18 protein-coding genes are annotated in these 18,477 nt (G+C 65.8%); 3 read left to right on the forward strand and 15 right to left on the reverse strand.

Annotation, left to right across the window (positions count from 1 at the left end; translation table 11 throughout):
* The 15 genes from fliR to U5A89_RS16485 form a co-directional block, all read right to left on the reverse strand.
* The gene (gene fliR / locus U5A89_RS16415) at window positions 1-783 is read right to left on the reverse strand and encodes a flagellar biosynthetic protein FliR (protein WP_338162124.1); all 783 of its coding nucleotides are present in this window, start codon (window positions 781-783) and stop codon (window positions 1-3) included.
* A gap of 10 nt (window positions 784-793) precedes the next feature.
* Window positions 794-1,066, reverse strand: coding sequence for a flagellar biosynthesis protein FliQ (fliQ, locus tag U5A89_RS16420; protein ID WP_338162125.1), 273 nt, complete (start codon window positions 1,064-1,066; stop codon window positions 794-796).
* A gap of 38 nt (window positions 1,067-1,104) precedes the next feature.
* Entirely contained in the window at window positions 1,105-1,869 is a 765-nt protein-coding gene (gene fliP / locus U5A89_RS16425) for a flagellar type III secretion system pore protein FliP (RefSeq protein ID WP_338162126.1), read from the reverse strand.
* Window positions 1,870-1,966: 97 nt separating this feature from the next.
* Window positions 1,967-2,230 (reverse strand): FliO/MopB family protein, encoded by a 264-nt coding sequence (locus U5A89_RS16430; protein WP_338162127.1) that lies wholly within the window; start codon window positions 2,228-2,230, stop codon window positions 1,967-1,969.
* An 86-nt stretch (window positions 2,231-2,316) separates the two neighbouring features.
* On the reverse strand, window positions 2,317-2,652 hold the full coding sequence (gene fliN, locus U5A89_RS16435) for a flagellar motor switch protein FliN (protein ID WP_066600042.1): 336 nt from the start codon (window positions 2,650-2,652) through the stop codon (window positions 2,317-2,319).
* Window positions 2,649-3,533 carry a flagellar motor switch protein FliM gene (locus tag U5A89_RS16440; RefSeq protein ID WP_338163084.1) on the reverse strand — a complete coding sequence of 295 codons (885 nt, stop codon included), beginning with the start codon at window positions 3,531-3,533 and terminating at the stop codon, window positions 2,649-2,651. Before U5A89_RS16440 ends, fliN begins: the two co-directional genes overlap by 4 nt.
* A gap of 156 nt (window positions 3,534-3,689) precedes the next feature.
* On the reverse strand, window positions 3,690-4,358 hold the full coding sequence (locus tag U5A89_RS16445; protein WP_338162128.1) for a flagellar basal body-associated FliL family protein: 669 nt from the start codon (window positions 4,356-4,358) through the stop codon (window positions 3,690-3,692).
* Window positions 4,359-4,386: 28 nt separating this feature from the next.
* Entirely contained in the window at window positions 4,387-6,795 is a 2,409-nt protein-coding gene (locus tag U5A89_RS16450; RefSeq protein ID WP_338162129.1) for a flagellar hook-length control protein FliK, read from the reverse strand.
* A gap of 2 nt (window positions 6,796-6,797) precedes the next feature.
* Window positions 6,798-7,223 (reverse strand): hypothetical protein, encoded by a 426-nt coding sequence (locus tag U5A89_RS16455; protein WP_338162130.1) that lies wholly within the window; start codon window positions 7,221-7,223, stop codon window positions 6,798-6,800.
* The gene (locus tag U5A89_RS16460) at window positions 7,220-8,548 is read right to left on the reverse strand and encodes a FliI/YscN family ATPase (protein WP_338162131.1); all 1,329 of its coding nucleotides are present in this window, start codon (window positions 8,546-8,548) and stop codon (window positions 7,220-7,222) included. The genes U5A89_RS16455 and U5A89_RS16460 overlap by 4 nt, the downstream gene beginning before the upstream one ends.
* On the reverse strand, window positions 8,545-9,213 hold the full coding sequence (locus tag U5A89_RS16465; RefSeq protein WP_338162132.1) for a FliH/SctL family protein: 669 nt from the start codon (window positions 9,211-9,213) through the stop codon (window positions 8,545-8,547). Before U5A89_RS16465 ends, U5A89_RS16460 begins: the two co-directional genes overlap by 4 nt.
* Before the next feature lie 19 nt (window positions 9,214-9,232).
* Entirely contained in the window at window positions 9,233-10,249 is a 1,017-nt protein-coding gene (fliG, locus tag U5A89_RS16470) for a flagellar motor switch protein FliG (RefSeq protein ID WP_338162133.1), read from the reverse strand.
* Window positions 10,242-11,996, reverse strand: coding sequence for a flagellar basal-body MS-ring/collar protein FliF (gene fliF, locus U5A89_RS16475; protein WP_338162134.1), 1,755 nt, complete (start codon window positions 11,994-11,996; stop codon window positions 10,242-10,244). The genes fliG and fliF overlap by 8 nt, the downstream gene beginning before the upstream one ends.
* 3 nt (window positions 11,997-11,999) lie before the next feature.
* Window positions 12,000-12,359, reverse strand: a complete 360-nt coding sequence (fliE, locus tag U5A89_RS16480) for a flagellar hook-basal body complex protein FliE (RefSeq protein ID WP_338163085.1) — start codon at window positions 12,357-12,359, stop codon at window positions 12,000-12,002.
* Window positions 12,360-12,379: 20 nt separating this feature from the next.
* Window positions 12,380-13,651, reverse strand: a complete 1,272-nt coding sequence (locus U5A89_RS16485; protein WP_338162135.1) for a sigma-54 interaction domain-containing protein — start codon at window positions 13,649-13,651, stop codon at window positions 12,380-12,382.
* Window positions 13,652-13,994: 343 nt separating this feature from the next.
* Between U5A89_RS16485 and U5A89_RS16490 the strand changes: the two genes are divergently transcribed.
* The 3 genes from U5A89_RS16490 (at window position 13,995) to mdoH (ending at window position 18,457) form a co-directional block, all read left to right on the forward strand.
* A complete protein-coding gene (locus U5A89_RS16490; protein ID WP_338162136.1) occupies window positions 13,995-14,810 on the forward strand; it encodes a flagellin N-terminal helical domain-containing protein in 816 nt (271 codons plus the stop codon).
* A 210-nt stretch (window positions 14,811-15,020) separates the two neighbouring features.
* Window positions 15,021-16,505: an OpgD/OpgG family glucan biosynthesis protein gene (locus tag U5A89_RS16495; protein WP_338163086.1), complete on the forward strand. Its 1,485-nt coding sequence runs from the start codon at window positions 15,021-15,023 to the stop codon at window positions 16,503-16,505.
* 62 nt (window positions 16,506-16,567) lie between these two features.
* Window positions 16,568-18,457 (forward strand): glucans biosynthesis glucosyltransferase MdoH, encoded by a 1,890-nt coding sequence (gene mdoH, locus U5A89_RS16500; protein ID WP_338162137.1) that lies wholly within the window; start codon window positions 16,568-16,570, stop codon window positions 18,455-18,457.
* Window positions 18,458-18,477 lie beyond the last annotated feature (20 nt).

The raw sequence follows: 18,477 nt of genomic DNA on the forward strand, positions 1-18,477 counted from the left end.
TTAGCGTCCTTCCGCGATCGATTGGGCCTGCTCCAGCCCGGCCTTGAGCGAGGCGGTCATGCCTTCGGCCATGATCGGCGCGGCGATGGCAAGCAGGACGATGCCCGCCATCATCGCCACCGGCATGCCCACCGCAAACAGGTTGAGCGAGGGCGCCGCGCGCGCCAGCATGCCCATGATGATCTGCACCAGCACCAGCGCGAAGGCGACCGGCAGGGCGACGGTGACGCCCGCGCCCAGCAGCGATCCGCCAAAGGCAATCAGCCGCCAGATCGTGTCGTTCGACAATAGGCCAGCGCCCGGCGGGATCGCCTGATAGCTTTGCACCACGAAGCTGGCGAGCAGCAGATGCCCGTCCATGCCGAGCAGCAGGAAGGTGGCGAGGATCGACAGGAAGGTGCCCAGCACCTGGGTCGACTGGCCCGACGAGGGATCGACCATGGCGGCGAAGTTGAGGCCCATCGCGTTGCCGATCGTCTCCCCCGCGACGAAGGCGGCGGCGTAGCCGATCTGGACAGCGAAGCCCAAGGCGAGGCCCGCCATGACTTCGCCCGCGACCATCATCACGCCTTCGAAGCTGGCGACGCCGTCTTGCGGCAGGACGATGGTGACGCTGTTGAGCGCGGCGAGGCCCAGCGCCAGGCTGAGGATCAGGCGCAGTTGCAGCGGCACGGCGGGCGCGCCGAAGACCGGCGCGGCGATGAAGGCCGCGCCCGGCCGGATCATGGCGATCAGCCAGACCCAAAGCTGGTTTTCGATGCCTGCAAAGCCGGGCGCGATCATAGCGCGGCTTTCACTGGAGCAGGTCCGGAATGCGTTCGAAGATTTCACGGGTGAAGTCCGCGATCAGGACCATGATCGATCCGCCGAACAAGGCCAGCATTCCGCCCACCACCAGGATTTTGGGGATGAAGCTCAACGTCTGTTCGTTGATCGAGGTCGCCGCCTGCACCATGCCGATGATGAGGCCCGCGATCAGCGCCGGGATCAGGATGGGCGCAGCGGCAAGCGCCGTGATCCACAGCGCCTGCTGGGCCAATCCCATGAAGAAATCGGCGTTTTCCATGGCCTACCGGACCAATGGATGTGGGAGAAGGTGGCCCATCATGTCGCGAACGACCCCGCCAGCGACCCCATGGTCAGCGCCCAGCCATCGACCAGTACGAACAGCAACAGCTTGAACGGCATCGATATGATCGTGGGCGACAGCATCATCATGCCGAGCGCCATCAGCGTGGACGCGACGACCAGGTCGATGATGAGGAAGGGCAGGAAGATCATGAAGCCGATCTGGAACGCGGTCTTCAATTCGCTGGTGACGAAAGCGGGCAACAGGATGGTGAAGGGGATATCGTCGGGCGTGCGGAAGGCGGGCGCCTTGGCGAGATTCTGGAACAGTTTGAGATCGCTTTCGCGGGTCTGCTTCGCCATGAAGCCGTGCAGCACCTTGCCGGAGCGGCCGACCGCTTCCTCGATGCTGATCTGTCCCTTGCCATAGGGGTCGAAAGCCTGGGCGTTGATCGCGTCGATCGCGGGGCGCATCACGAACAGCGAGAGGAAGAGCGTCAGGCCGACCAGCACCTGGTTGGGCGGTGTCTGTTGCAGGCCCAGTGCCTGGCGCAGCAGCGACAGGACGATGATGATGCGGGTGAAGCTGGTCATCATGAGCACGAGCGACGGCAGCACCGTCAGCAGGCTCATCAGGACGAGGATCTGGAGGCTCAATGACAGCGAGCGGCCGTCCCCGGAAATCTGGCCCATGGCGCGGCTCAACGCGCCGCCATTGTCCACCGGCGGCGTGGCGGGCGCGGCCTGGGCGAAGGCGGGGACGGTGAAGAGGATGAGGGCTGCAACAACCAAAATCGTCATCCCCGCGAAGGCGGGGATCCATCTCCCAGGCGTACCATAGAGTTGCGAGGTCGGGGACTGGGTTCCCGCCTGCGCGGGAACACGGCAACCAGAGCGTTCAGCGCAGGCGGACATGATCGCCTTCCGCGATCTTTTCGATCCGGCTGCGGGTGACGGACAGGAGGATTTTCTTGCCCTCGAACTCGACCACGGCGAGCTTGCCGAAGGCGCCCATCGGCAGCGCTTCGAGCAGTTTCAAGGAGCGGTCGCCCTGCCCCGCGATCAGGCCGGGTTGATATTTACGCCACAGCCACAGCGCGCCGAAAGCCATGCCCGCCACCAGCGGGAGCATGATCAGCAGTTTGACGAAATACCAGAACATGAAATGGCCTGCCCGCAGCTATGGTTAATCCGCCTGCGATCCGCAGTTTCGCGGCCGAAGGCAAGCGCAAAATCAGGGATAGGGTATCAACCGCGCCGTTCGATGCCGGCCAGGCGGTTTTCGGTCGCGGCGATATCGACGATGCGGATGCCATAGCGGCCGTTGACCGTGACGACTTCGCCCTTTGCGATCAGCGCGCCGTTGACCATGATGTCGAGCAGATCGTCGGCCTGACGGTCCAGTTCCACGATGCTGCCTTCGGCCAGGTCCATGACTTCGGCGAGACGCAGGGAGGTGGAGCCGACCTCCACCGACATGCGCACCGGGATGTCGGCCAGCAGCTTGAACTGGCGGTTGTTGGTCATTTTGGACAGCGGGTCTTCGCCCCGGTCCATGCGGGGGGCTTCGCTCATGTCGCTCATTGATCGGGTTCCTGTGCGAGTTTTTCAATCTGGAAGGCGGCGCGGCCGTCCTGTTCGCCGATCGTGCCATGCGCGACGATGCGGTTGCCGACGATCAACGGCAGCGATCGGCCGATGGTGACGGGGATGACGTCGCCGACCTTAAGCTGCATCAGCTCGGCCAGCGAGAGGTTGGGACGCGCCAATACGGTGCGGGCGGGCATGCGGATGTCGCGCATGCGGCGGGCGATGCGCGTCTGCCAGACGGGGTCGCGATGTTCCTCGTCCGTTGGCAGGTTGCTGCCCATCAGCGCTTCGACGCCGCGCAGGGCGGACAGCGGGAAGACCAGGTCGATCGGCCATTCCTGTTCGCGGGTGATGGAGACGATGAAGCGTTGCAGCACCATCTGGTCGGCGGGCTGCGCGGCGGCGGCATAGCCGACCGCGCTTTCGCGCAGGATCAATCCCTGTTCCAGCGGCAGGATGTCGGCCCAGGTTTCGACCAGGCGGGTGACGATAGCGTCGGACAGGCGGGCGATCAGCCGGTCTTCGGTCGGCGTGAACTCGCCGCGCGTGGGCAAAGGCCGGTTGCCGATGCCACCGTAGAAACAATCGACCATGGTGGAGATCATCGCCGCGTCCATGCGCAGCAGCATCTGCCCCTTCAACGGGAGCAGGCGATAGATGGAGAGGCTGCAAAAGGCCGGGACTTCGGCGGTCCAGGCAGCAAAATCCAGCACCCGCGTATCCTGCGCCGCGACATGCGGGCGCACGCCTGCGATCGGTTCGATCAAGGCGCGCATGCGTCGGCCGAGCTTCTCGCTCAGCCGGTCCAGCCCCGACAGCATGATCGGCGCCTGAGAATCCCCGCGCCCGAAGGCGTAGGTTTGTACGTCGTCCATCTTGGTCCCCAGCGCCATGGCGGATCAGGGGCCGTCCCGATCCCGTGGCGCAGGGCCATTAATAACGAAAATGGTAAAATTGGAGTTAACGGGGCGGCAGGCTGCGCTTGTGACGTAGCTGCCCGCCCTTGCCGGTTCCCGCCGATCGACCGGCTGTTACTGGATCACGAAGTTCGTGAAATAGACGTTGTCGATGCCGCCATAGCCGGTCTTCTGCTTGAGGATATCGTTGATCACGCCCTTGATCTTGCCTTGGAGCGCCTGCTTGCCCTGCGGGGTGTCGAGCACTTCCTGCGGCTGCTCGGCCAGCAGCATCAGCACCTGGCTGCGGATCGGCATTTCATGCTGCTTGATGGCGGCGATGACGCGATAATCATAATAGGTCGATACCGCGATGGTGATCTGGGCGAAAGCGTCGCTGTCCGACATGTTCGACGTGAAGGGCGCCTGCAGCTGGAAATAGGTCGCCTGATAGGCGGTCGGATTGGATGGTGCGGGCAAATCTATTCCCTTGCCCGGCGCATGGCCCGACGCCACGGCATGGCTTTCGCCGCCGCTGGCATGACCGCCGCCTTCGCCGCCGCCGCTGCCGCCTTCGCCCGCCCAGCCATGGGCGGTGGCGATCGCCTGCGCATCCTCACCGGCCAGGACCAGCACCGGCTTGTTGGGATCTTCCTTCGGCCCTTCGGCCTTGGCGTTGAAGAAACCGGCGGCGTACAGCCCACCGGCCGCCCCTGCCCCACCCACGACAAGGCCAACGACCAACAGCAGGATCATCTTCATGCTCCCGCCCTTCTTTTTCTTGGCCTTTGGCTCGTCGCTCATCGTTCTGGTCCCCTAGGAAAAGCGCTGGTCACGCGTAGCGCGCGCGAACGGCACCACCGGCGCTGTCGCCTGTGTCCGCATGGTTAAGAACGGCCGCGTCCCCGCCGGCTTTATGGCTAAGGGCGATATTTTCGCGGTGCTGGCCGCGCCCCTGCATATGTGACTGGGGAGAGGACTGGCCCATGCCTTGGCCCAGGCTTTGGTTGGGATTTTGGCCTTGGCCGGACTGCTGTTGCGATGCCGTCTGGTTGCTGCTGCTGTCGGCGCGGGCGGGTTCCGCGACGTGGGGCGCGCGCTCGATCTTAAGGTCGCTGATGCGCATGGCCGAGAGGCCCGCGTCCAGCTTCAGCCGGTCGCCTTCCTGGCGCAGCGCCTGTTCGGCCGCTGCGGTCGCCACGGTGAGGCTGACGGCGGCGCCATCGTCGCCCTGGCGGATATCGACCTGGATCGGGCCGAGCTGGTCGGCATTGATCTGGAACCGGCCCCGCGCGCCATTGGCGGAAAGACCCGCAATGTCGCGGGCCAGCCCGTCGATCCATTGGCCCGATACGCCCATGTCGACCATCTGCGCGCCGAGGCTGGCGGACAGGTCTACGGTCGGCGTCATGGGTGCTGTGGTGGCTGTGCTTTGTGTGGCTGGCTGGGCGAGTGTGGGGAGCGGGAGGCCGCCGTCATTTGCCGAAGTCGGCAGGGGTGCGGGCGTGGCGTCGGCCGCTGTGTCACTGATTGGCGCTGTCGATTCGGTGCGGTGGGTTGACCGTCCGCTCATATGGTCGCGCACCAGTTGCAGCAGCGACACGGCTTCCGCGCGGGGCTTGGCGATGGCGGCGGGGGCGATGGCCTGCGCCGGATCGAGGGGTTGCGCCTCCGGGACGTCCGGCATGGGGGTGACAGGCTGGACGATCGCGGTGGGCGCGGCGGAGGACGCTTCGGCCTGGGGCGATGCGGTGATGGGGGCGGCCATGATCGATGCAGCGTCTGGCGCTTGCGCGAGGGATGGCAGGGGGGGTGCTGGGACGGTCGCGCGCGCGACGTCCGGCGGGGTCTGCGCTGGTACGGCAGGAAGCGGAACCATGGCGGGGCGTTCCGCCGGAGCGGACGGGACGGGCGTGACATCGACGGTCGTAGGTGAAGGGGCATCCGGCTTTGTCGTCGCGGCCGGGGCGAGCGCGGCAGGCGGGACGGCCTGTACCGGGCGTGGCGCGGTGGCGACGGGCATTGCGGTGCCATTCGCGGAGGGCGCGGACGATGCGATGGGCACCGCGTCAGGCTGCGCCGGGGGGGTAGCGGTGGCGCGCATGTCCGGCACCGGGCGCATCGTTGGTGCGATCGGTACGGTGGATGTCGGGGCGGCCGGTGCCACGGACGTCGATGCTTCCCCTGCCCTTGCAGGCTGCGCCTGTTCCGACGGTAGGGCCACCGGCTGCACGACAGGGGCGAGCGGCATCTGGATCGGCGCGGTCGGTGGGGGTGAGGGCTTGCTATCGTCCTGCACGGCGGGCGCTGCTTCGTCGTCCGGCGCGAGGTCGGCGATATCCTGCGTGTCTGGCGAGGCGGTGGCCGGTGCGCTGACTGGCGAAGCCGTTGCGCTGACTGGTGAAGCCGGTGCGGCATGCCGGGCCGGGCGGACCGGCGCTGGCGAGGGCGTCGCTTCGGCTGCGATGGACGGCGGCGTGCCGGGGGCAAGCTCAGTTTCCGTTGCTATCGGCGCGGTCGGGGGCGTGGCAGGCGCCTTCGCTTCTGTTGGGGGAGCGGCCAGCGCGGTCGGCTGTTCAGAGTGGGCCGCTGGCGTGATCATGGCCTGGACCGGAACAGGTGCGGCGGCGGGGGCCGCGGCGTGCTGTTCGACGGGGGTCGTAACAGCGACCGAGACAGGTGCGGACGGTTTTTCGGGCTGCGGCGCGGGAGTCACGGGGTCAGCCGAAGGGGTCGATTGCGCCGCGGCTGGCGGCGGAATCGGCGCGTCTGTCGCCAGCGTTGGGGGCGTGGCGGTGGCTTGCTTGTCCCTTGGCGATGGAGCGATTTTGGTCGGTGATTGAGGGCGATGCTGGACGCTGGGGGGCAGCGCCGAGACAGGCGCTGCTGCGTCTTGCTCGCCGGGTACTGAGACAGCGAGCGCGACAGTTGTGGGCGTTTTTTCGGGCTGCGGCGTGGGTGCGACAGGAGCAGCCGGAGGTGTCGCGTTGGCCGTGGCAGGTTGCCAGATGGGCGCGTCGATAGCGTTGAAATCTAAAGAGGATTTGTCTGGATTTGCGGTGGCGACGGGCGGCTGGGTTGGGGCAGCCGCACCCGGCAACGGCGCTGTGGGATGGTTGCCGATGCCGTTGAGCAATTGCGCGAAATCGGGCGCGCCTTCGACAGGCGCGGCGTCGGCTTTCGCGCCGGTGCGGGCCGGCGTCGCGAACAGCAGCGCCTTGAGGCTGGTCAGCATCGTCATCGTCAGGCGTCCCCGTTGCGCTGCATCCGACGATAGCGGGGCAGTGCGGCCAATTTGGTTTCACGCCATTCCTCCAGATCCGCGCGGGCGCGGTCCTTGAGGCGAGTGGCGATTTCCTTCTCGCGGTTCGCTGCAAGAGTCATGCCTTCTTTGGCTTCCACCTTGCGCTTGGCATCATAAAGTGCGCCGTCCAGCTGTCGCCCGGCCTGTTCCAGCCGGGTCGCCAGTTCCTGCATCGCGGCGAAGGAAGCGCCGGTCGCCATGCCTTGCGTATCGAACAATTCGCCGCGCACCTTGCGCAGGCGGTCGATATTGCGGGCCAGGCCATCGGCTTCGTCGCGCGCGCGGGCGGTTTCCGCAACCGCCATGGCGTGCTGAACATGGCGCACGCGCAGCACGCGCTGGCGGCGACCGACCAGCCCCTTCATGCGCTAAAGCCCGCGATCAGCGCGTCGGCGCTGGTGTCGAGATCGATGCGGCTCTTCTGATCCTGACGGATGAAATCGAGGATATCCTGGCGGCGGCGGACCGCTTCATCGATGACGGGATCGTTGCCGGGGCGGTATGCGCCCATCAGGATGAGGTCGCGATTTTCCTCATAGGCGGCCCAGAGGCGGCGATAATTGGCGGCGGCCATGCGATGGTCGTCCGGTACGACGTCGGCCATGACGCGGGAGAGCGACTTGCCGATGTCGATGGCGGGGAAGATCGCCTGTTCGGACAGATGGCGCGACAGCACGAAATGGCCGTCCACGATGGCGCGGGCGGCGTCCACGATCGGATCGTCGGTGTCGTCGCCATCGGCCAGCACGGTATAGAGCGCGGTGATCGACCCGCCGGTGCGGGCGTCCACCCCTGCCCGCTCGACCAGGCGCGGGATGAGCGCGAGCGCGGAGGGCGGATAGCCCTTCATCGCGGGCGGCTCACCCAGCGCCAGGCCGATTTCACGCTGCGCGTGGGCGCAGCGGGTCAGGCTGTCGATCAGCAGCAGCACCTTCTTGCCACGGGCGCGATAATATTCGGCGATGGCGGTGGCGCGCGCGGCGGCGCGCAGGCGCAGCACCGGGGGATGATCGGCGGGGACGGCGACGACGATGCTCTTGTGCATCGTGTGCTTCAATTTGGTTTCGAGGAAGTCGCTGACTTCGCGGCCGCGTTCGCCGATCAGGCCGACGACGACGATATCGGCTTCGGCCCCGGCAATCATCTGGCCCATCAGCACGGATTTACCGACGCCCGACCCTGCGATAATGGCGATACGCTGGCCGCGCCCGGCGGTGAGCAGCGCGTTGACGGCGCGGACGCCAAGGTCGAAGGCTTCGGTGACGCGGCCCCGGTCGAGGACGTTGCCCTTGACGCCGTTGAGCGGCCAAGTGCCGCCTGCGATAATCGGTCCCTTGCGGTCGAGCGGCTGACCCATGGCGTCAATGACGCGACCGATCAGGCCATCGCCCACCTGCACCATATTGGCCTGGCTGTCGGGTTCGACGCGGATGCCGTTTTCCAGGGGCGCGTCGGCATCGAGCGGGACCAGCAGGGTGCGGTCGCCGCGAAAGCCGACGACTTCGGCGCGGCAGACGGAGCCGTCGCTGGCCATGACACGCGCGCCGGAGCCGATCGGGCGACGGAAGCCGGTGACTTCCAACATGCCTGCGTCATGGCTGACCAGACGGCCGATCCGGCGGGGTGCGCGGTTCTGGACCTGGAGATGGTCGAACAGGCTTTCGGCCTGGGCCAGCGCGGCGCGGATCACGCCTTGCCTTCCATATCGTCCATCAGGGCGCGGAGGCGAGCGAGGCGCACGTCGGGGCCATCTTCGACCCAGCCATCAGCGGTTTCGAGCCGCACGCAGCCGCGATGCATAGCCTTGTCGCCGACCAGCTTGACGCCGATCGTCTCACCTTCCAGCAGGGTGATGTCATCGGGGTGCAGATGCAGGGCGCTCTTGCCCTCATTATCCTCGATGAACGCAGCGACGGTGTCGCAGCGCTGCACCAGCCGTTCGATGTCGATCTCCACTTCGCCGACAATCTGTTCGACCAAGCGGACGACGGTGGCCGACAGCATAGTGGACAGCATGCCGCTGGGCGCGGGCGCGAGGGTTTCGAGCGCTTCTGTAAGGCGGGTGCGGGCTTCGCTTTCCTCGCCATGGGTCTGGGCGGTGACGCGGCAGCCTTCATCGAAGCCCATGGTGAAGGCTTCCATCCGGGCCTCCTCCATCAGGTCGATTTCCGGTTCCGCTTCGATCACGCCGTTGCGCATCGTGCCGGTCCCGGTCTGGCCGGGCAGGCTGGCATAGAGGCTGCGAAAGCCGCCTTCGACCGGGCGGAAACCGGCGACGGCGACGGGCGTCGCATCCTGAACCGCAACATTGCCCCAAACCCTTCCGGCTGGCGCATTTTCCGAGTCGTCGGCCAAGAGCCGACTTGAAAATGCTTTAGACAAAGTCGTTCCCCTTGCCGCCCAGCATGATGGTGCCCGCGTCGGCCATGCGGCGCGCGGTGGCGATGATGAGTTTCTGCGCGTCGATCACTTCGGCGAGGCGGATCGGGCCGCGTTCTTCGATCTCGTCGGCGATCGCCTGCGCGGCGCGGGCCGACATGGAGCTGAAGATCTTGGCCTTGAGCATATCGTTCGCGCCCTTGAGCGCCACGACCAGCACCTGGCTGTCGACGGTGCGCATCAGCGTGCCCAGATTCTTGTCGTCCATGTCGATGAGGTTGTCGAAGACGAACATCTCTTCCTCGATCGTCTGGGCGATCATCTTGTCGCGCTTGGCAACGGCCTTCATGATCCGCAATTCATTATCCTTGCGGACATTGTTCATGATCGCGGCCGCTTCGACCGTGCCGCCACGCTGCGAGGCTGCGCCCTGTTTCTTGACCGGGCCGCGCAGCAGCAGCTGCTCCAGATCATCGAGCGCCTCGTTCGACACCGGGCCGAGCGTGGCGATGCGATAGACGATCTCTTCCTGATATTCGGACGGCAGCAATTGCAGCACGTCGGCGGCGACGGGCGCTTCCAGATGGGCCAGCACGATCGCCATGATCTGCGGATGTTCCAGTTCGATCAGCGTGCCGATTTCCTTGGCATCCATCCACTTGAGCATTTCCAGCTGGGTGGAGCGGGTCGGAGGGGTGATGCGCGCCAGGATGGTTTCCGCGCGTTCCTCGCCCAGCGCCTTGGTCATGGCGCCGCGGATATGGCGGGTGGCGCCATAGCCGATGGTGGTGCGCTTCTTCGCCTTGGTCACGAAATGATCGAGCGCTTCGTTGACCTCTTCGGGATCGACATCCTGCACGTCATACATGGCATAGCCGAGCTGGCGCACTTCTTCGGGTTCGAGACGCGAGAGGATCTGGGCGGCTTCATCCTCGTCGAAGAGCATGAGGAGGACGGCGGCGGCGGCGCTGCCCTTCAGCGCTTCGGGGCGACCGGGAACGATCTCAGGCATTTTCCTTCTTCCCCTCCTTCAGGAGGTCACGGACGACGAGCGCGGCGCGATCGGGGTCTTGCTTGACGAAGTTGCGGATGAGGTCTGCGCGCTGGGCATAGTCGTAAGTGGAGGAGATCATGTCGAGCGTGATCTTGGGTGCGGCGCCATCGGCCGTTACGACGGTCGCCTGCTTGGTGATCTCGCTCGAAATCTCGCGACCGATGCGCTGGCCGTTTTCGGCGGTCGGTGCCACGGCGGCCTCCTGCGCAGCGGCGCGGCGCTTGAGCAGCGGGCGACCGATGCCGAAGATGACCAGCAGCGCGACGAGCAGGGCCGACACGTTGCGCACCAGCGGCGACATCCAGTCGGCTTCATACCAGGGCGGGGTGACGTCCGCGGTCTTGAGGAAGCTGCGCGAGGACAGCGCGACCACGTCGCCGCGTGCCTGGTCGAAACCGACCGCGCCCTTCACCAATGCTTCCAAAGCGGCGATTTCCTGAGGCGTGCGCGCCTTGCCATCGGGCGCGGTGTCGAGTGCGACGGCGACCGACAGACGCTTGACCGTGCCGATGGCGTCGCGGGTGACGGAGACTTCACGACCCAGTTCGAAGCTGCGGTTGAAGGTTTCCTCCGTCTTCATCAGCGGGTTGGGCGGCGTGCCGGGCTGGCCCGCCTGTGCGCCCTGCGCCGTCTGGCCCTGCGTGACGGCCTGACCATTGGGATTGGTCTGGGTCACGGTGGGGTTGACGGGCGCCTGGTTGCTGAGCGCGCCGGGGATGCCGGATGCTTCGCCCGCACCCTGACCGCGCGGGTCGGAGGCCCAGGTGCCGGTTTCGTTGCGCAGGCGCGCTTCGTCCTGCGGATAGGTTTCGCGCGTGGCCTGCCGTTCGGCGAAGTTGAGTTCGGCGTGCACCTCGGTCGAGAAATTGCCCGAGCCAAGGATCGGCGTCAGCAGCGCGATCACCGACTGGCGATAGCGATCCTCGATCTTGCCCTGGACGGCCAGTTGGCGATCGTCGGCGGCGTTGCCATCATTATTGCTGAGCAGGCGGCCATTCTGGTCGACCAGCGAGATGTCGTCGGGGTTGAGTTCGGCCACCGACGAGGCGACCAGATGGACGATGGCGCTGACCTGCTGGTCGGTGAGCGTGCGACCGTTGGCGAGACGCAGCATGACCGACGCGGACGGCTTGGACCGTTCGCGCAGGAAGACGCTGGGCGCTTCGACGGCGAGGTGGACCTTGGCGCTTTCGACGCTATCGATCGCCTCGATCGTGCGAGCCAGGTCCATTTCACGGGCGGAGCGCAGCTTTTCGCCCTCCACCGCGCGGGATGCCCCCATCGGCAGGCTGTCGATCATGCTGTTGCCGTCGGGCGCGCTCTTGGGCAGACCTTGGGCGGCGAGCATCATCTTGGCTTTGAAATAATCGTCCTGACCGACAGTCATGCCGCCGCTATTGTCGAAGTCATATTTGATGCCGTTCTGGTCCAGCACCTGCGCGACGGCCGACTTGTCGGTATCGGGCAAGGCGCGGAACAGGTCGCGCTGCGGCGGTTCGCGCAGGGCCAGCCAAGCGGCCCCGGCGATCGCGACGGTGCCGAGCAGGCCGAGCAGCGGCAGGCTTTTGGCTACCGCCGGTTGCTTGATGAAGCCGGTGAAGCGCGCCTTGAGCGCGTCCACACCCTTGGCCCCGGTCCCGAAGGACGGGGTAGTGGTAAGAGCGGGCGCCGCTGCGCCGACATTGGTGCTGAGTGCGTTTTCCATGGCTTAGACCGGCATGCTCATAATGTCCTTATAGGCGGACAGGAGTTTGTTGCGGACCTGAAGGGTCGCTTCGAAGCTGACCGATGCCTGCTGCTTGGCGAGCATGACGGCGGCGATATCGGTGGTCTCGCCACGCTCGAACGAGGCGGCGGCTTCACCGGCCTGGTTCTGGAGGCCGTTGACCTGCTGCAAAGCGCTGTTGAGCGCTTCGGTAAAACCGCCGGGCGCCGTGCCCTGCGTACCGCCGGGACCGGATGCGCCGCCGACCGGGCCGGTCGAGGCGACATCGCGCAGGGCCGCGTTCTTTTGCAGGATGGCGTTGCGGATCGCCATGACGCTGTCGGTGGGAGAGACGCCGGTGATGGCCATGGATCAGCCCTCCTTCACGCTGCTGCCAGCTCACGCATTTCGGCGAGCCGATAGCGGAGCGTGCGTTCGGAAATGCCGAGCTTGCGGGCGGCGGCGGCGCGGTGACCATCGGTTTCGCGCAGGGCGAGGCGGATGGCTTCGAGTTTGCTGTGGTGGGCGACATCGCGCAGCCGGGTCGGTTCGACTGCGATGGAGGCAGGTGCCACGATCGGCGTGACGACGCGCAGCGGCTGGGGCGCGCCGGTGAGGTGGAGGTCGTCCGCCTCGATCATCGCGCCGTCGCGCAGCACCAGGGCGCGCTGGAGTACATTGCCCAGTTCGCGGGCGTTGCCGCGCCAGTTGTGCGCAGCCAGCTTGTCGAGGGCGGCGGCGGTCGGCCAGACGAAGCCTGCCTTGCCCATGTCCTGCTGGCGCAGCAGCATGGCAGCGGCGATCGCGGCGACATCGCCGGGGCGTTCGGCCAGCGGGCGCAGTTCCAGCGGCATGACGTTGAGGCGCCAGTAGAGGTCTTCGCGGAAACGACCGGCGGCGACTTCATTGGCAAGGTTGCGGTTGCAGGCCGCGATGATGCGGACATTGACCGGCACCGGATGCGTGGCGCCGACGGGAAGGACTTCGCCTTCCTGCAGGGCGCGCAGCAGCTTGGACTGGAGCGAGAGCGGCAGTTCGGCGATTTCGTCGAGGAACAGCGTGCCGCCGTCCGCGGCCAGGAACAGGCCGTTCGATGCATTGGACGCGCCGGTGAAGCTGCCCTTCTTATGCCCGAACAGCATCGCTTCCATCATGGTTTCAGGGAGCGCGGCGCAGTTGACGGCGATGAAGTCATGCGCGGTGCGGCCGGACCGGGCGTGCAGGAAGCGCGCCATGCCTTCCTTGCCGGTGCCGGTGTCGCCCTGAATAAGGACGGTGGCGTCGCTGCGGGCGACGCGGCTGGCGAGCGTCATCAGACGCGCGCTGCCGCTGTCGCCGACCGCGGGAACCGAAACCGGCCGAACGAGTTCAGCGATAAGAGCAAAGGCGAAACCCATGTCCGCAATGCCGAAGGCGACGCGGGCGGGCAAGCCGTTGGCGACAGGCACCAGCGACGGTGCGCCGTCGATCAGGTTGATCAGGATGTCGCGATGCGTGGCATGACCGATCTCGGTCGCCAGCAGGATGCGCCGGTCGTCCCGTTGCCGGGGGCTGGCCGCATCCACGATGCGCACTTCGTAATAGGCATTTTCAAGCCAGTGCTGCAGCCCCGGAAGAAGCGCGCAGACGCCACGGCTCACGTCTAATGTCGACATGAACGAACCCCATCATATGGCTGGCTTGTACCCCCGTACATCCAACCCCCTTCGATGGTTAATAAATAGCGCGTCTGTGGTTATCAGATAGTTAATGCCGTTAATCCGTTTGCCGCAATGCGGCAGTTTTTTTCCGGCAAAAACGGCAATATGTTCGACCTTAGTCTAAGGCGCGCGCGTTGCGCCCGCGTAAGGGGCTTGGGGGCCATGCCCGAATCATCCCTTTTTCAAAAAAATCGACATCGACCCTAAAAGCCCGGCGCACCCCGCCGTTATCCCCTTTCGAGGCCGCAAGCGCTCTGACGGATGGCAGCGACCTGATAGTGAAACGAAAGGGAACACCATGACTGTTATCGGAACCAACACTGGCGCGATGCGCTCGGCCAACGCTTCTTCGGCCGCTAGCAAGGCGCTGGGCACCGCAATGGAACGCCTGTCGACCGGCAAGCGCATCAACAGCGCGAAGGACGACGCCGCCGGCCTCGCCATCGCTTCGAGCATGACGGCGCAGATCAAGGGCATGACCCAGGGCATCCGCAACGCCAATGACGGCATTTCGATGGCGCAGACCGCTGAAGGCGCGCTCGGCGAAGTCAGCAACATGCTGCAGCGGATGCGTGAACTGACCGTTCAGGGTAAGAACGGCACCAACAATGATGACGCCAAGGCGAACATCAAGGCGGAGCTGGACGAACTGGCCAAGCAGATCGACAGCATCGTGACGAACACCGAATTCAACGGCCAGAAGCTGTTCGACGGCACTGCCGGGACCACCGGCGACGTCACGATCCAGGCCGGCGCCAGCGCGAACGACACGATCACCCTGTCCTTCGCCGAGATCGATCTGTCCGCAGTTGGCAGCAGCACCGGCGCAGCAGAAGACGCCGACGGCGACCTGAGCGTCTATGACGATGCGCTCAAGACCATCGCCACGACCCGGGCGACGCTGGGTGCCGCGCAGAACCGCCTGGAATCGACGGTCAACAACCTGACGAACAACGTCACCAACCTGACCGACGCCCGCAGCCGCATCGAAGACGCCGACTTCTCGGCAGAATCGACGGCGCTCGCCAAGCAGCAGATCCTGAGCCAGGCGTCGACCGCGATGCTGGCCCAGGCCAATCAGAGCCAGCAGGGCGTGCTGAAGCTGATCGGCTAAGCCGCGACAAGATTGGTCGGCTGAGGCATTGGTCACCGCCAGCCGCCCATGGTGACCCCGGCACATTAACAGTCCCCACCGTGCCGGGGCCACACCTTCGATCGAACGACCAGCCTATTTGAAGCCTCCGTCCCCCCGGGCGGAGGCTTCTTCGCGTGATAACGGATACAAGACTTGGCTTGGCCGTTTTGCCCATCCATGATCGATCCCATGACCAAGATAGACCGCCGCGCGATGATCGCCGCCTCCGGCGCCGCCCTCCTGCTCCCCCAGGCGCTACGTGCGCAGAGTCGGGCCGAACCTTTTTCATGGGAGCGGCTGGTCGCGCTGGCGCAGAAGCAGGCGCGTGCGCCTTTCACAGAAACGCCGCTGCATCCCGGTGCGGCCAAAGTCGATTATGATGCGTTGCATGCCGCGCGTTTTCGCGACGATCGTACCTTATGGGGCGACCTGCCCGGTGACACCGGCATTCGGTTCTTCCCGCTGTCGGTCAACGCCGCGCAGCCGGTGACGATCGCGATCGTGGACAAGGGGCAGGCGACGCCGCTGCGGTACGACCCGGGCATGTTCGATGCGCCGGCCGGGAATGCGGTCGCCGCGCTGGGGCCGGATGCGGGCTTTGCCGGTTTTCGCATCATGAACGCGGCGCGCGACGGCGACTGGCTGTCGTTCCTCGGCGCCAGCTATTTCCGCGCGCCCAGCCCGCAGAAACAGTTCGGCCTGTCGGCGCGGGCGATCGCGATCAATACCAGTTTGCAGGGCAAGGAGGAGTTTCCGCGCTTCACCCATTTCTGGCTGGAACGGACGGGAACAAGCAGCGTCACCATCTATGCGCTGCTGGACGGCGCGTCGATCAGCGGCGCTTTCCGCTTCCTCAGCAGCCTGGGCGCCGATGGCGTGAAGCAGGACGTGACCGCCGCGCTGTTCCCCCGGCGCGCCATTGCCGAACTCGGCCTGATGCCGATGACCAGCATGTTCTGGTATGATCAGGCGAACCGCATACAGGGCACGGACTGGCGGCCGGAAATCCATGATAGCGATCTGTTGTCGATCGCTTCGGCGGACGGCACCGCCCATGCCCGGCCGATCGTCAATCCGTCGGCCCCCCATTTCAGCGCGTTCAAGGAAGCCAGCCCCAAGGGGTTTGGGCTGCTGCAACGTGACCGCGATTTCGACCATTATCAGGATGACGGCGTCTTCTACGATCGTCGGCCCTCGCTCTGGGCGACGCCCACCCGGCCGCTGGGCGCCGGGCAGGTGTGCCTTTACGCCTTTCCCACTGACAGCGAATATACCGACAATGTCGCCGTTTACTGGACGCCGCAGGCTGCGCCGCGTGCAGGGGCGCGGATCGACCTGGCTTATCGGCTGGACTGGTCGGCGGCACGATCCCCGGCGTCGAGCGGGATGGCGATCGTCGAGAATCTGTGGCGCGGGCGTGGGGATGGACCCGATGCGGAGCGGCTGGTGATCGATTTTGCCGGTGTAACGCAGGCCAAGCCCGATATCTGGGTCGACGTGGCGGGCGGGACGCTGATCAAGCAGGCGGGGTATCCGGTGTTGGGGAAGAACGGCCTGTTCCGCACGGTACTCGATATAAGGCGCGCACAGGGCAAGTCAGCCGATATACGGCTACAATTGCGCGATGGCGGTCGCGGATTGAGCGAATATGTGCATTATCCTTTGGGCGCATGACGGGAACCGCGAGGACATCGGACGGTTCTGACGCCGTGGGTCAATCGCGATGGGTCTGATGGATGATGGGGAATGGAGGCGTGCAAGCGCCGCCGATCGATGCCGGGAGCAAGCCGCTGGCGCGCGCCTTTGAGCAGGTGCCGCCCGAGACGCCACTGGCCATGCCGGAGCAGGATTTCAGCGCGCGCCCCGCGCTGATCGCGCGGCGGCCGTTCAACATCGACATCTGGGCGCGGCGGTTGCTGGTCGTGTTGCTGGCGCTGCTGCCTGCGTCGATGGCGGCGCATGAGATGCGCCAATCGATCGGGCTGGACGGTATCTCGCCATGGGAAGGCGTCTATCTGGCGCTGTTCATCCCGCTGTTCGCCTGGATCGCCTTCGGTTTTGCCACCGCCATGATCGGTTTCCTGCTGCTGACCGTGGGCAAGGGGCGCAGCGTGACGCCCCGTCCGCTCAATGCCGCGACGCCACTCAAAGGCAAGACCGCCATATTGCTGCCGGTGTGCAACGAGGATTTCCTGGGCGTGCTGGGCCGCCTGTCGATCATGGAACGGTCGCTGGCGCAGGTGATGGGCGGCGAGCGGTTCGAATTTTTCATCCTGTCCGATTCCAATGTGGAAAGCGGCGAGACGGAACGGCGCGCCTATCAGGAAATGCGCGCGTCCTTCTCAAGGCCCGTCCATTATCGCCGCCGGGCGCTGAATATCGGGCGCAAGCCGGGCAATATCGCCGAGTGGGTCGAGCGCTTCGGCGGCGGCTATGATTATATGGTGGTGCTGGACGCGGACAGCGTGGTCAGCGGACAGACCATGGCGCGGCTGGCGGCCGACATGGAGCGGCATCCGCATGTCGGGCTGATCCAGACCGTGCCCACGGTGATGGGCGCGGCGACTTTGTTCGCGCGGTGGCAGCAATTTGCCAGTCGTTTGTTCGGGCCGACATCGGCCGCCGGCATGATCTGGTGGGCGGGATCGGAGGGCATGTTCTGGGGCCATAATGCGATCGTGCGGGTCAGCGCCTTTGCGCAAAGCTGCGGCCTGCCCGAACTGCCGGGCCGGGCGCCCTTTGGCGGGCATATATTGAGCCATGACATGCTGGAAGCGGCGCTGCTGCGGCGGCGCGGCTGGGACGTGCATATGGTTACGGCCGACGACAGTTTCGAGGAATTCCCGCCGTCCATGCCCGACCTGTTCACCCGCGACAGGCGCTGGTGCCAGGGCAATATCCAGCATGTGCCGTTGCTGGTGAAGATCGCAGGGCTGCATCCGGTCAGCCGGTTCCAGCTGCTGGTCGGCGCGTCGGCCTATTGCACGTCGCCTTTGTGGCTGGCGCTGATGCTGGTGGTGCTGGGCGGGGCGTTGGCCGGGGTGTGGCCGCCCGCCGCGATCCTGCCGTCGGGCGGATTATTGGCGTTGACGGCGGTGCTGCTGTTCGGTCCCAAGATATTGGCGATACTATGGGCGATGGCCGATCCGGCGCGGCGCATCGGCTTTGGCGGCGCGGCGCGGATGACGCGGGGCGTGCTGGTCGATATCATCCTGTCGATCCTGATGGCCCCGGTGGCGATGCTGACCCAGACGATCAACCTGTTCAGCATCTTGATGGGCCGCAAGGCAAGCTGGAACGGGCAGACCCGCGATCGCGACGGCATGGCGATCACCAGCGCGATTTGGCTGTTCAAATGGCATTTGCTGCTGGGCGCGGGGCTGACGGCGATGGCGGTGAAGGTTGGCAGCCTGGGCTGGATGTCGCCAGTGGTCGCAGGGCTATTCGCCGCGCCAGTGCTGGCGGCGCTGACCGCGCGCAAGGATTTGGGCCGCAAGGCGGAGGAGAACGGTCTGTTCCAGGTCGCCGATCCGTGGTGGCGGACGCAAAGCTATCGGCCGTTGCGGTTTCGCTGGCCGTCCACCGATGGGCGGCGGGTTGGGCCTTTGGCGGCGAATGATGAGTGAGTTATTGGTGGTTCGTGCTC

Source organism: Sphingobium sp. HWE2-09 (assembly GCF_035989265.1).
Classification (GTDB): Bacteria; Pseudomonadota; Alphaproteobacteria; order Sphingomonadales; family Sphingomonadaceae; genus Sphingobium.